This is a genomic window from Microbacterium sp. 1.5R (genome assembly GCF_007667425.1).
Taxonomy (GTDB): Bacteria; Actinomycetota; Actinomycetes; order Actinomycetales; family Microbacteriaceae; genus Microbacterium.
On record NZ_VDRC01000002.1, the window covers coordinates 1,110,427 to 1,122,661 of the forward strand.

At 70.8% G+C, this 12,235-nt stretch carries 14 protein-coding genes; all 14 read right to left on the minus strand.

The window, feature by feature from the left end; translation table 11 throughout:
* Nucleotides 1–102: 102 nt before the first annotated feature.
* Nucleotides 103–1,131, minus strand: a complete 1,029-nt coding sequence (gene lgt, locus FSY98_RS16215) for a prolipoprotein diacylglyceryl transferase (protein ID WP_144877642.1) — start codon at nucleotides 1,129–1,131, stop codon at nucleotides 103–105.
* A gap of 10 nt (nucleotides 1,132–1,141) precedes the next feature.
* On the minus strand, nucleotides 1,142–1,945 hold the full coding sequence (trpA, locus tag FSY98_RS16220) for a tryptophan synthase subunit alpha (protein WP_144877643.1): 804 nt from the start codon (nucleotides 1,943–1,945) through the stop codon (nucleotides 1,142–1,144).
* Nucleotides 1,942–3,210, minus strand: coding sequence for a tryptophan synthase subunit beta (trpB, locus tag FSY98_RS16225; protein ID WP_144877644.1), 1,269 nt, complete (start codon nucleotides 3,208–3,210; stop codon nucleotides 1,942–1,944). The genes trpA and trpB overlap by 4 nt, the downstream gene beginning before the upstream one ends.
* Nucleotides 3,210–3,983, minus strand: coding sequence for an indole-3-glycerol phosphate synthase TrpC (trpC, locus tag FSY98_RS16230; protein WP_144877645.1), 774 nt, complete (start codon nucleotides 3,981–3,983; stop codon nucleotides 3,210–3,212). The genes trpB and trpC overlap by 1 nt, the downstream gene beginning before the upstream one ends.
* Nucleotides 3,983–4,228: an HGxxPAAW family protein gene (locus FSY98_RS16235; RefSeq protein ID WP_144877646.1), complete on the minus strand. Its 246-nt coding sequence runs from the start codon at nucleotides 4,226–4,228 to the stop codon at nucleotides 3,983–3,985. Before FSY98_RS16235 ends, trpC begins: the two co-directional genes overlap by 1 nt.
* Nucleotides 4,229–4,275: 47 nt before the next feature.
* Entirely contained in the window at nucleotides 4,276–4,866 is a 591-nt protein-coding gene (locus FSY98_RS16240) for a Trp biosynthesis-associated membrane protein (RefSeq protein WP_144877647.1), read from the minus strand.
* Complete coding sequence (hisI, locus tag FSY98_RS16245; protein ID WP_144877648.1) at nucleotides 4,863–5,222, minus strand: phosphoribosyl-AMP cyclohydrolase; 360 nt, start codon at nucleotides 5,220–5,222, stop codon at nucleotides 4,863–4,865. Before hisI ends, FSY98_RS16240 begins: the two co-directional genes overlap by 4 nt.
* Nucleotides 5,219–5,980, minus strand: coding sequence for an imidazole glycerol phosphate synthase subunit HisF (gene hisF / locus FSY98_RS16250; RefSeq protein WP_144877649.1), 762 nt, complete (start codon nucleotides 5,978–5,980; stop codon nucleotides 5,219–5,221). Before hisF ends, hisI begins: the two co-directional genes overlap by 4 nt.
* The gene (hisG, locus tag FSY98_RS16255) at nucleotides 5,980–6,822 is read right to left on the minus strand and encodes an ATP phosphoribosyltransferase (RefSeq protein ID WP_144877650.1); all 843 of its coding nucleotides are present in this window, start codon (nucleotides 6,820–6,822) and stop codon (nucleotides 5,980–5,982) included. The genes hisF and hisG overlap by 1 nt, the downstream gene beginning before the upstream one ends.
* A 38-nt stretch (nucleotides 6,823–6,860) precedes the next feature.
* Entirely contained in the window at nucleotides 6,861–7,124 is a 264-nt protein-coding gene (locus tag FSY98_RS16260) for a phosphoribosyl-ATP diphosphatase (RefSeq protein ID WP_144877651.1), read from the minus strand.
* Entirely contained in the window at nucleotides 7,121–7,801 is a 681-nt protein-coding gene (gene rpe, locus FSY98_RS16265; RefSeq protein ID WP_144877652.1) for a ribulose-phosphate 3-epimerase, read from the minus strand. Before rpe ends, FSY98_RS16260 begins: the two co-directional genes overlap by 4 nt.
* Entirely contained in the window at nucleotides 7,788–9,191 is a 1,404-nt protein-coding gene (locus FSY98_RS16270; protein ID WP_260857548.1) for an RsmB/NOP family class I SAM-dependent RNA methyltransferase, read from the minus strand. Before FSY98_RS16270 ends, rpe begins: the two co-directional genes overlap by 14 nt.
* 110 nt (nucleotides 9,192–9,301) lie before the next feature.
* Nucleotides 9,302–10,219, minus strand: coding sequence for a methionyl-tRNA formyltransferase (gene fmt / locus FSY98_RS16275; protein ID WP_144877654.1), 918 nt, complete (start codon nucleotides 10,217–10,219; stop codon nucleotides 9,302–9,304).
* 57 nt (nucleotides 10,220–10,276) lie between these two features.
* The gene (locus FSY98_RS16280) at nucleotides 10,277–12,235 is read right to left on the minus strand and encodes a primosomal protein N' (protein WP_144877655.1); all 1,959 of its coding nucleotides are present in this window, start codon (nucleotides 12,233–12,235) and stop codon (nucleotides 10,277–10,279) included.

Below are 12,235 nucleotides of genomic sequence, written 5' to 3' on the forward strand. Positions count from 1 at the left end.
GTAGGGAGGTTGCGAATACACCTGAACCGTCCTCAGATCTACGGATGACCCGGGGGCGTCATTGGCCGGGTGGATGCGATGGGGTCCGCACGGACCGGTCGGCTATCGGGCGCCTTCCGTGTCCGTGGGAGCGGTGCTTGTGGCGCTGGCTCCTGCGGCGACTTCTTCGGACGGAGGCTCACTCAGGTCCACGAAGTCGGAGGGATTTTCCTGCGAGTCTACATCAGCGTCCAGATCCTTCCGGCCGCGACCCGGCTGGTACGGCGAGGGCTCGAGACCGAGGTGACGACGCGACTGCACGAGCAGGATCGCAAGGCCGACGACGATACCGATGATCGCGGCCCAGACGTTGCTGCGCAGGCCCAGGATGATCTCGCTCGGGTCGATCCGGATGGACTCCCACACCACGCGACCGGCGCTGTACCAGATGAGGTAGATGGCGAAGAGGCGCCCCCACTGCAGGCTCGTGGCCTTGCGGCTCAGCCACAGCAGGACGACGACGCCGAGGAGGTTCCAGATGACCTCATAGAGGAAGGTCGGGTGGAAGAGCGTGCCCTCGGGAAGACCGGGAGGGAAGGCGGAGTTGTCCGACTCGATCTCGAGACCCCAGGGCAGGTCGGTCGGCAGACCGTAGAGCTCGTGGTTGAACCAGTTGCCGAAGCGGCCCATCGCCTGGGCGAGGAGCAGTCCGGGTGCGAGGGCGTCGGCGAAGGTCCAGAAGCGGATGCCGGTCCAGCGGCAGCCGAGATACGCGCCGACCGCGCCGCCGATGAGGGCGCCGAAGATCGCGATGCCGCCCTCCCAGATCGCCCAGACGGAGCCCGGCTCGAAGGGGTTCCAGGTGTTCTTGCCCTCGCCGAAGTAGAACCCGGGGTGAGTGGCCACATGGAAGATGCGGGCGCCGACGATCGCGAGCGGGACGGCGAGGATCGAGATGTCGATCACGACCCACGGCTCCGCTCCGCGACGCGTGAGGCGGTGGTTCGTCAGGAACACGGCGGCGATGATGCCGGCGATGATGCACAGCGCGTAGAAGTGGATGCGCAGCGGGCCCACGTCGAAGTACGAGACGGGAGGGCTGGGGATGCTGGCGAGCACGCCGGTGAAGGTGCTGTGAAGCGCGTGGGACATGAGTGCGATTCTAGTTCTCGTGTACAGGGCGTGCCGAGGCGGTCCCGGCGGCCAGGGTGCGGGTGACCTCGGCGAGGGCGGGGATGCCGCCGTCACGGAGGGCTCGGACGAGGGCGGTGCCGACGATGGCGCCGTCCGCGTACTCGGAGACGCCGGCGATCTGCTCCGCGGTCGAGATGCCGATGCCGACACAGGCGCGAGTGGCGCCCGCCGCGCGCAGGCGGTCGACGAGTGTGCGCGCCGCGCGGTCCAGCTCGGCCCGCTCGCCCGTGATCCCCATGGTCGAGACGGTGTAGACGAAGCCCGTCGACGACTCGACGACGAGAGAGAGCCGCTCGTCGGACGAGGTCGGGGCGGCGAGGAAGACCCGGTCGAGACCAGTGCGCTCGCTGGCGGCGATCCACTCCGCTGCCACGTCGGGCGTGATGTCCGGCGTGATGAGGCCGGCCCCGCCCGCGGCGAGCAGGTCGTCGGCGTAGCGGTCGACACCGTACTGGAACACGGGGTTCCAATACGTCATGACGAGCACGGGGACGTCGGTCGCGTCGGTGATGGCTCGGACGGCGGTGAAGAGGTCTTTCATCTTGAAGCCGTTCGCGAGGGCCGCGGTGGTGGCCTCCTGAATGACCGCGCCGTCCATGACCGGGTCGCTGTAGGGCGGGCCGAGCTCGATCACGTCGACGCCGTTCTGCGCCAGCGTGATCGCCGCCTGGATGCTGGTGTCGAGGTCGGGGAACCCGACGGGCAGGTAGCCGACGAAGGCGCTGCGGTCGGCCTCGTGCGCGGCGGCGATGGCCTGTTCGACGCGGCTCATAGCTCGGGCTCCCCCTTCGATGCGGCAGCCTCCGCGGCACTCTCGTGTTCGACGTCGTGCTCGAGCGCCGCGCGATCGTACAGTTCGAAGTAGCGCGCCGCCGTGTCCATGTCCTTGTCACCGCGGCCGGACAGGCAGATCGCCAGCACGGCGTCCGGTCCCATCTCGCGCCCGAGGCGCAGCGCGCCGGCGAGGGCGTGCGCCGACTCGACCGCCGGGATGATGCCCTCCGTGCGGCTGAGCAGGCGCAGCGCCTGCATGGCCTCGTCATCGGTCGCCGGGATGTACTCGGCACGGCCGAGGTCGGCGAGCCAGGCGTGCTCGGGTCCGACGCCCGGGTAGTCGAGACCCGCGGAGATCGAATGCGACTCGACCGTCTGGCCGTCGTCGTCCTGCAGCACGTAGGTCTTGGCGCCATGCAGGATGCCGGGGCGACCGCGCTCGATCGAGGCGGCGTGCTTGGGCGTGTCGACGCCGTCGCCGGCCGCCTCAACCCCGTAGAGCTTCACCTCGGCGTCGTCGAGGAACGCGTCGAACATGCCGATCGCGTTGGACCCGCCGCCGACGCAGGCGATCACGGCATCGGGGAGACGACCCGTCACGTCGAGAAGCTGCTGCCTGGCCTCCTCGCCGATGATCTTCTGGAAGTCGCGCACCATGGCGGGGAACGGGTGCGGCCCCGCCGCTGTGCCGAAGATGTAGTTCGTGGTCTCGACCGTCGCGACCCAGTCGCGGTACGCGTCGTTGATAGCATCCTTGAGCGTGCGCGAACCCGAGGTCACCGGTATGACCTCGGCGCCGAGCAGACGCATGCGGGCGACGTTGAGAGCCTGGCGCTCGGTGTCGACCTCGCCCATGTAGATCGTGCAGTCGAGACCGAACAGTGCGGCCGCGGTGGCGGTCGCCACGCCGTGCTGGCCCGCGCCGGTCTCGGCGATCACTCGGGTCTTGCCGAGACGCTTCGTCAGCAGTGCCTGACCCAGCACGTTGTTGATCTTGTGCGAGCCGGTGTGGTTGAGATCCTCGCGCTTGAGGAACACTCGGGCACCGCCTGCATGTTCGGCGAAGCGGGCCACCTCGGTCAGGGGCGAGGGGCGCCCGGCGTACGAGCTCAGCAGCGAGGCCAGCTCGGAGCGGAACTCGGGGTCGACGATCGCCTGGCCGTAGGCGACGGTCAGCTCGTCGATCGCCGCGATCAGCGACTCGGGCATGTACCGCCCGCCGTAGTCGCCGAACAGGGGCCCATGCTGGTCACGCAGGCTCATCACGCCTCCAGGAAGCTCTTGAGTGTGGCGATCGGATCGCCCGTCACGAGGGCCTCTCCGATCAGGACGACGTCCGCGCCCGCAGAGCGGTAGTGCGTGACGTCGTCGGGGGTCAGCACCGCCGACTCGGCGATCTTCACCGCGGAGTCGGGGATGCGCTCGACCAGTCGACCGAAGAGGTCGCGGTCGAGTTCGAGTGTGGTCAGATCGCGCGCGTTGACGCCGATCAGCGGCGCGCCGAGATCGATCGCGACGTCGAGCTCGTCGGCCGAGTGGGTCTCGACGAGCGGCGTCATTCCGAGCTCGATCACGAAGTCGTAGAGCTCGCGCAGCACGCCCGGCTCGAGACCGGCGACGATGAGCAGCACGAGGTCGGCGCCGGCCGCTCGGGCTTCGAGGACCTGGTATCTCGTGGCGATGAAGTCCTTGCGCAGCACGGGGAGCGAGACGCGGGCGGTCACGGCCTCGAGATCGGCGAGGCTACCGCCGAACCGGCGCTCCTCGGTGAGGACGCTGATCGCAGAGGCTCCACCGAGCTCGTACAGCGAGGCCTGCAGCGCGGGATCGGGGATCTCGGCGAGTGCGCCCCGCGAGGGGCTGGCGCGCTTGACCTCGGCGATGATCTTCACCCGCTCCGCGGGGGCGAGGAACGACAGCGCATCCTTCGCAGCCGGGCGCGCGAGCGCGACGCGTTCCACGTCGGCCAACGGCCGCGTGAGCTCGCGTCGCTCGGCGTCTGCGACAGCGCCGGCCGTGAGGTCGGCGAGAACCACTAGTGCCCCTTCGGGGAGTACTTGGGACCCTTCACGCCGTAACCGGCGCGGGCGAGCGCCCAGCCGACGAGAGCACCGATCGGGATGATCGCGGCGCCGACGTAGATCAGCGGCACCCAGAACCCGGCGAACTCGGCCAGGCAGAACGCCACGGTCGCGAGCGTGAACCCGAAGAGCATGATGATCACGGCCGCCCACGCAGCGGGCGAGTGTCCGTGGCCGGGATCGGCGATCGGGTTGGTCATGGTCTCCTCCGGGGACGGCGTGCGGGATCGGGTCAAGTCTACCGGGGTCAGCGCGTCGGATCGGTGCCGCGCGACAGGTCGTCCCACGAATCGATCGCGTCGACGGGGCCTGCGGTCTCGGTCGCATGCGGCGCGTCGGTGCGGAAGCGCCGCCCGCCCCGCTTCCACCGGCGCCACGTCATCAGCACGACGACGGCGGCGGCGAGCAGCACGATCCACCCCACGAGGGCGATCGCCGGCCAGGCGGAGCGCTCGATGCCGACGACCACGTCGGCGATGGCGGCGCTGCCCGCGAGACCCGTCGTCTCGGTGACCGTGGGGGCGACGGCGGACACAGGCTCGGTGACGAGCAGCTGCAGCGTGGTCCAGCCGAGGAAGACGGCGGACGCCGCGCCGAGCACTCCGAAGACCAGGCGCAGCACCGGACCGACGATCGACATCGCGAGCCCCAGCGCGAGCACCGCCAGGCTGAGCGGCGCGAGGAGCGGCAGAGCAGAGGCCCCGGGGACGAGGATCGCCTCACCGGCATCCGCTCGCTCCGCCGTCAGCCAGGTCTGCGTCGAGGAGATGATGCCGATCGCTCCCGAGAGGAGGAAACCGAGCACAGCGATCGAGCGCCCGCGTCGCGCGAGATTCATGCGCCCGCGCCTCCGTCGACGGCGTCGAGGTCGGTCGTGTCGAAGCACGTGCGTGTTCCCGTGTGGCAGGCGGGACCCGTCTGGTCCACCCGCAGCAGGATGGCGTCTCCGTCGCAGTCCAGTCGTGCCTCGCGCACGACCTGGATGTTGCCTGAGGTGTCGCCCTTGCGCCAGTATTCGCGGCGCGAGCGCGACCAGTACACCGCGCGACCAGAGGTGAGCGTGCGGCGCAGCGCCTCGGCATCCATCCAGGCGAGCATCAGCACCTCGCCCGTGTCCCACTGCTGGACGATCGCCGGCGTGAGGCCGTCGTCGTTGAAGACGACCTGCGAGATCCGTTCGTCGACCGAGCTCATCGCACCACGACCCCCTCCGCGCGCAGCGCGTCCTTCACATCCCCCACCGTCAGCGCGCCGGTGTGGAACACGCTCGCGGCGAGCACGGCATCCGCCCCCGCCTTGATGGCCGGAGCGAAGTGCTCGACCGCACCGGCGCCGCCCGAGGCGATCACGGGCACCGCCGCCACCTCGCGCATCAGCCCGACCAGTTCGAGGTCGAATCCGTCGCGGGTCCCGTCGGCGTCGATCGAGTTCACGAGCAGTTCGCCCGCGCCCCGCTCCGCCGCCTCCCGTGCCCAGTCGAGAGCATCCAGGGTGGTCTGGGTCCGGCCTCCGTGCGTGGTGACCACGAACCCCGAGCTGGTCGTATCGGCGCGCTTGACGTCGAGCGACAGGACGAGAACCTGTGCGCCGAAGCGATCCGCGATCTCACCCAAGAGGTCGGGCCGGGCGATCGCCGCGGAGTTCACGCCGATCTTGTCGGCGCCGACCGCGAGCAGGCGCGCCACGTCGTCGACCGAGCGCACTCCCCCGCCCACCGTGAGCGGCACGAAGACCTGCTCGGCGGTGCGCTGGACCACGTCGTACGTCGTGGCACGTGCGTCGACGGTCGCCGTCACGTCGAGGAACGTGATCTCGTCCGCCCCTTGTGCGGCGTAATGACGAGCGAGTTCCACGGGGTCGCCCATGTCGCGGAGGTTCTCGAAGTTCACGCCCTTGACCACGCGTCCAGCGGCGACGTCGAGACAGGGAATGACGCGGCTCGCGAGCGTCATCAGAGCCTCGCGTTGTGGATAGCGGTCACGAGGATGGCCCGGGCGCCGAGGGCGTACAGCTCATCCATCACCGGGTTGACGCGCGACCGTGCGACCATGACGCGCACCGCGACCCACTCCGGGTCGCGCAGCGGGGAGACCGTCGGAGACTCGATGCCCCCGGCGACCTTCACCGCGTCGTCGAGCAGAGCGACGGGCAGGTCGTAGTCGATCATGACGAAACGTCGCGCGACCATCACGCCGCGGAGCCGCCGCAGCAGCGTCTCGGAACCCTCGGCATCGTGGGGGCCTGCGATCAGCACGGCCTCCGACTCGAGGATCACGGGCCCGAAGACGTCGAGACCCGCCTGCCGCAGCGTCGTGCCGGTCTCGACGACGTCGGCGACGGCGTCGGCTACCCCGAGCTGCACGGCCGACTCGACCGCGCCGTCGAGCGGCACGAGGTCGACGGCGATGCCCCGCTCGTCGAGGAACGAGTCCACGAGCCCGGGGTACGAGGTCGCGACGCGCAGGCCGTCGAGCTGCGACACGTCGGTGTAGCGCCCGGCCGGGGCCGCGAAGCGGAACGTCGATCCGGCGAAGCCCAGTGCCTCGATCTCGCGGGCGCCGGGCATGCGGGCGTCGAGGAGCAGGTCCCGCCCGGTGATGCCGACGTCGATGGCCCCGGATCCGACATACGTCGCGATGTCCTTCGGACGCAGGAAGAAGAACTCGACGCCGTTGTCGGCGTCGATCACGTGGAGGGTCTTGGTGTCACGACGACCGGCGTAGCCGGCCTCCGCGAGCATCTCGGCGGCGGTCTCCGACAGAGACCCCTTGTTGGGAACGGCGATGCGCAGCATGAACAGCCTTCAGTTGGGAGTGGAGGGGGCGGGGCGCATCACAGATGTCGGTAGACGTCCTGCAGGCTCAGGCCCTTCGCGATCATCATCACCTGCACGTGGTACAGCAGCTGCGAGATCTCCTCGGCCGCGGCGTCGTCGGACTCGTACTCCGACGCCATCCAGACCTCGGCGGCCTCCTCGACGATCTTCTTGCCGATCGTGTGCACGCCGCCGTCGAGCTCCGCGACCGTGCCCGACCCCTCGGGGCGGGTCTCGGCCTTGCGGCTGAGCTCGGCGAACAGTTCGTCGAAAGTCTTCACGATTCCAGGCTAGCGGCTCGCGCGCGGTCCCTGAGCCGGTTGACGGCCGCTTCCACGTCGTCGGCGCCGTAGACGGCGGACCCCGCGACGAACGTGTCGGCACCGGCTGCGGCGGCCTGCTCGATGGTGGAGTCGGAGATCCCGCCGTCGACCTGCAGCCAGACCGTCGAGCCGCGACGCTTCGCCTCGTCGGCGAGAGCTCGAAGCTTCGGCATGGTCTCGGCCATGAAGCCCTGGCCCCCGAAGCCCGGCTCGACCGTCATGACGAGGATCTGATCGAACTCGTCGAGCACGGAGTACAGGCCGTCAGCGGGAGTGTCCGGCTTGATCGCCACCCCCGCCCGCGCACCCATGCTCCGGAGCCGGCGCGCGAGTGAGATGGGGTCGGCCGCCGCCTCGAGGTGGAAGGTCACACTCGCCGCGCCCAGCTCGGCATAATCGGGTGCCCACCGATCCGGATCGGTGATCATGAGGTGCACGTCGAGCGGGATCGGGCTCGTCGCCTGGATGCGCTCGACCATCTGCGGACCGAAAGTCAGGTTCGGGACGAAGTGGTTGTCCATGACGTCGACGTGTGCGAAGTCCGCTGTCGAGATCTTCGCGAGGTCGCGCTGCATGTTCACGAAGTCCGCGGCGAGGATGCTGGGATTGATGCGCGGGGCGTCAGGCAGGTCCACGGGTGTCGTCTCCTTCTGCGGCAGAGGCGCCGCGTCCGTCCGATTCTGAGCGCTGCAGGAGCGCGAGGAACATGGCGTCCGTGCCGTGCCGATGCGGCCACAGCTGCACCCGACCCGAGCCGTCGGCGCCCAGGTCGATCGGCGACAGCGCGACTTCCGCGAGCACCGCGCGCGCATCGAGCTCGGTGACGTCGGTGCGCCCGCGCAGGACATCCTGGACGACGCCCGTGGTCTCGGCGAGGTGGGGCGAGCACGTGACGTACGCGACGATCCCCCCTGGTGCCAGCGCCTCGATGGCCGAGGTCAGGAGTTCGACCTGCAGAGGTACGAGATCGGCGACATCCGCCGGTGTCTTCCGCCAGCGTGCCTCCGGCCGCCTGCGGAGCGCGCCGAGACCCGTGCACGGCGCGTCGACCAGGATGCGGTCGAAAGCCGCCGGGTGCTCCGCGGCGAGGACTCGTCCGTCCTCCTCGTGCACGACGACCTGGCCCGGGACGGCCTTCAAGGCGTTGCGCACCAGCCCCGCGCGCACGGGCACCACCTCGTTCGCCTGCAGCTCGACGTCGTGATCGTGCGCGATGGCCGCGAGCAGTGCGGTCTTGCCGCCGGGGCCGGCACAGAGGTCGAGCCAGCGTTCGCCGGCCCGGATCGGAGCGGCCGCCGTGAGAGCGAGGGCCACCAGTTGGGAACCCTCGTCCTGCACACGTACCTTCCCGCCTGAGGCGCGGAGCACGCGGCGGGGGTCACCGCCGGGCGACCCGAAGGCCGTCGACGCGTAGGGTCGTCGCGGCTCGCCCGGCTCTGCGAGACCCGGCAGCGCGACGAGCGTCACCTCGGGCGAGTCGTTGTCCGCCTCGAGGAGCGCGTCGAGCTCATCCGATCGGCCTTCAGCCGCGAGGGCTCGACGCAGCGCACGGATGACCCACACGGGGTGCGCGGTGCGCAGCGCGAGACGCTCGTCGTCCGACCGAGCGGCATCCTCGATCCGCGTCTGCCACTCCCCCGGCGTCTCCCGGGCGATGCGGCGGAGTACGGCGTTGGCGAAACCGGCCGCACCGCGTCCCCGCTCGGCGGCGATCAGGTTCACGGACTCGTTCACGGCCGCGTGCGACGCCACCCGCGTGGCGAGGAGCTGGTGCGTGGCGAGCCGCAGCGCATCGAGCACTCCGCTGTCGATGTCCCCGACGGGGCGGTCGGCCGCCGCGCCGATGATGGCGTCGTACGTGCCCCGTCGACGCAAGGTGCCGTACGCGAGTTCCGTGGCCAGAGCCGCGTCCTGCGGTGAGAGATCGGCCTGGGCGATGGCCGACGGCAGTATGAGGTTCGCGTACGCATCCGACTCCGCCACGGCGCGGAGCACGTCGTACGCGACGCGCCGCGCGGGCTGCACGGTGCGCTGAGGCCTCGGATCCCTTGCGTTCCGCCGGTCGCTCGACCCAGCCCGACCCCTGCCGGACTGCGCGGCTCTGTCAGCCGGTCGGCGCCGCGCGTCGTGCCCGCTCATGCGCCCGCCCGCAATCCCTCGGTGTCGCGGAGTCCGCGCCACCAGTCGGTCGCGTTCATCGGTGCCTTGCCGGCCGGCTGGACGCGCACGACGGCGAGGGGAGCATCTGCCGTACCGATGAGCAGGGCCGTCTTGGTCGCGGAGAGCTCCCCCGGCTCGAGGTCGGCGTCGTCGCCGGGCGCAGCATCGAGGATTTTCACGCGCTGGCCGCCCACGGTGGTGTGCGCCCCTGGTTCCGGGGTCACGCCGCGGAACCGGGCGAAGACCTGCGCCAGCGGCTGCGTCCAGTCGAGGGCGCCGTCGTCGAGCGAGAGCTTCGGGGCGAGGGTCGGCTCCCCGGTCTGCGGCACCGCGTGCAGAGCGCCGGCGGCGATCCCCGACACCACCTCGGACGTGAGGTCGGCGCCGAAGGTCGCAAGAGCCGCCAGCGCCGAATCCGCCGTCGCATCGAGCGATATGTCGGCCTCGCGCATCGCGAAGACGTCGCCGGCGTCGAGCTCCGGCACGAGCTGGAACACGCTGGCCCCGAGGGTCTCGTCGCCGGCGATGAGCGCGCGCTGCACGGGCGCAGCGCCACGCCACCGGGGCAGCAACGAGAAGTGGAGGTTGATCCATCCGCGGTCCGGCGTCGACAGCAGCGGTTCGCGTACCAATCCGCCGTACGCGACGATGACACCGAGCTCGGGGTTCACCGCTGCGATGCGGGCCATCGCCTCATCGTCGAGCCGAGCGGCCCTGATGATCGGCAGACCGAGTTCGACGGCGGCCTGGGCGACGGGAGACGGCGTGAGGATGCGCTTGCGGCCCAGCGGCGCGTCGGGGCGCGTGATGACCGCGAGGATCTCATGCTCGGCGGCGAGACGCCGGAGTGTGGGAACGGCTGCCGACGGTGTGCCGGCGAAGACGAGACGCATGAAGGTGCTCCGGAGGGAAGACGGGGGTGGAACGGGTGCCGGATCGGTCGCGACCGGTCACAGCTCTGGATCGAGGATATCGAGGCGGAGCGAGAGTGTGCTCCGAGACGAGCGGCCCTTGCCACGTCGCGCGGCGACGGCCTCGGCGACGACAGCCGCACGCAACGCCATCGCCACACGCGTGCCGGCGCCGTAGTCGAAGCGGACCAGCGCCCTGAGCCTCGGCGGGATGTCGTCGGACTCCACCGGCACGGGTCCGAGCACGGCGTCGGCGGGGAGGGAGAGCTCGCGCAGCGATTCCAACGCCCGCCCGATCGCGGCGGACGACCCCTCGACGAGAGCGACTCTGGCGGCCGGGGGCATGTGCAGGGGCGCTCGCTCCGCGAGCTCTGCACGGGCGTACCCCGCCTGGTTCCAGGTCGCCAGCGCGCGGGCGACCGAGCCGTCGACCCCGACGAGATGCACCGGAGCGCCGGGAGCGGCGAGAGCCGCGGCGTTCGACCACCAGCGCAGACATGCCTCGCCGATGCGGAGGTCGGGGGCCTGCAGCATCCGCGGGCCGTCCAGCAGCACGACGGCGCGGTATCCGCCCTCGGCGATCGGTTCTGCTCCGCGCGTCGCCACGACGAGCGCCGGCTTGTCCGCCACGCGTTCGACCGGGTGGGCGCTGTCGGCCACGATCACCCGGATGCCGGGAAACGCGCGACCCAGCTCATCGGCGGTGCGTTCGCTGCCAGACGATGCGAGCCGCAGCTTGGTCGACGAGCAGACCGGGCAGCTCCAGGCGCGCGCCCCCCGGCCGCACCAGCCGCAGACGGGGACGGCGCCGCGGTGCGTGGCTCCGAGGGGTCCACCGCAATGGGGGCAGCGGGCGGGCGCGCGGCACTCGGCGCAGACGAGCGACGGCGCGAAGCCAGGGCGGGAGACCTGGATGAGGACCGGTCCCTCCGCCGCGGCGTTGCGGGCCGAGAGGAAGGCGGACGAGGGCATCCGCTGCGCGGTCGGCTGCTCCATCTCCTGCGGCGTGCTGAGGATCACGCGGGGCATCACGCGACGGCGGGCCCGGACGTCCTGCAACCACCCGCGGGCGACGAGCCGCTCCACATCGGTGGTACGGGTGTGCCCGGCGAACAGCAGGGCGGAACTCTCCTGCTCCTGCCTCAGCAGCGCCGCGTCGCGCGCGTTCACGTACGGCGCCAGGGGTTCTCCGAGCAGCGGATCACCGTCGTCCCAGATCGCCACCAGTCCGGCCCGCACGGGTGCGTAGACGGCCGACCGGTTGCCGACGACGATGCACGGCGCGTCCTCCAGCGAACGGAGGAAGGCCCGGTAGCGATCGGGATTCGACTGGCGTGAGTCGTACCGCACCACGGAACCCTCGGGCGCCACCCCTTCGAGCGCTGTCAGCAGGCGGTCGAGATCCCGATGGTCGGGCACGACCAGGATGCTGGATGCTCCCCCGTCGAGCATGATCGTGGCCGTCGCGGCGAGCAGCGCGGCCCAGCCCTGCACGTCATCGCGCTGCTGCGGGATCGCCTCGATCGCCGCGCGTCCGCGCTGTGCGAGCACGGCGTCGAGTCCGTCGTACGCGTCGACGAGCTCGCTCGCGGCCTCGCGGGCGGCATCCGACGGTCGCAGCGGGTCGGTGTCGCCGGTCCACGACTTCTCGACGCGCACCTGTCGCTTGGGAATGACGAGCCGGAGGATGTCGGAGGCGGATCCGGCCGCCCGGTCTGCGGTGCGTCGCGCCAGCCGGTACAGCCGATCCGGCAGCACCGCGACCGGCGAGACGACGCTCTCGATCTCCGACAGCGGTCGATCCGCGTCGTCCTCGATGTCGAGTTCCACGACGTAGGCGTCGACCACTCGCCCGGCCGTCCGCAAGGGGACGCGCACGCGCACACCCGTGCCGATCTCGCCGAGCTCCTCGGGGATCGCGTAGTCGAACAGGCGGTCGAGTTGGGGCAGCGGCGATTCGAGGAGCACACGCGCGATGCGCCGGCTCTGTGTCACCAT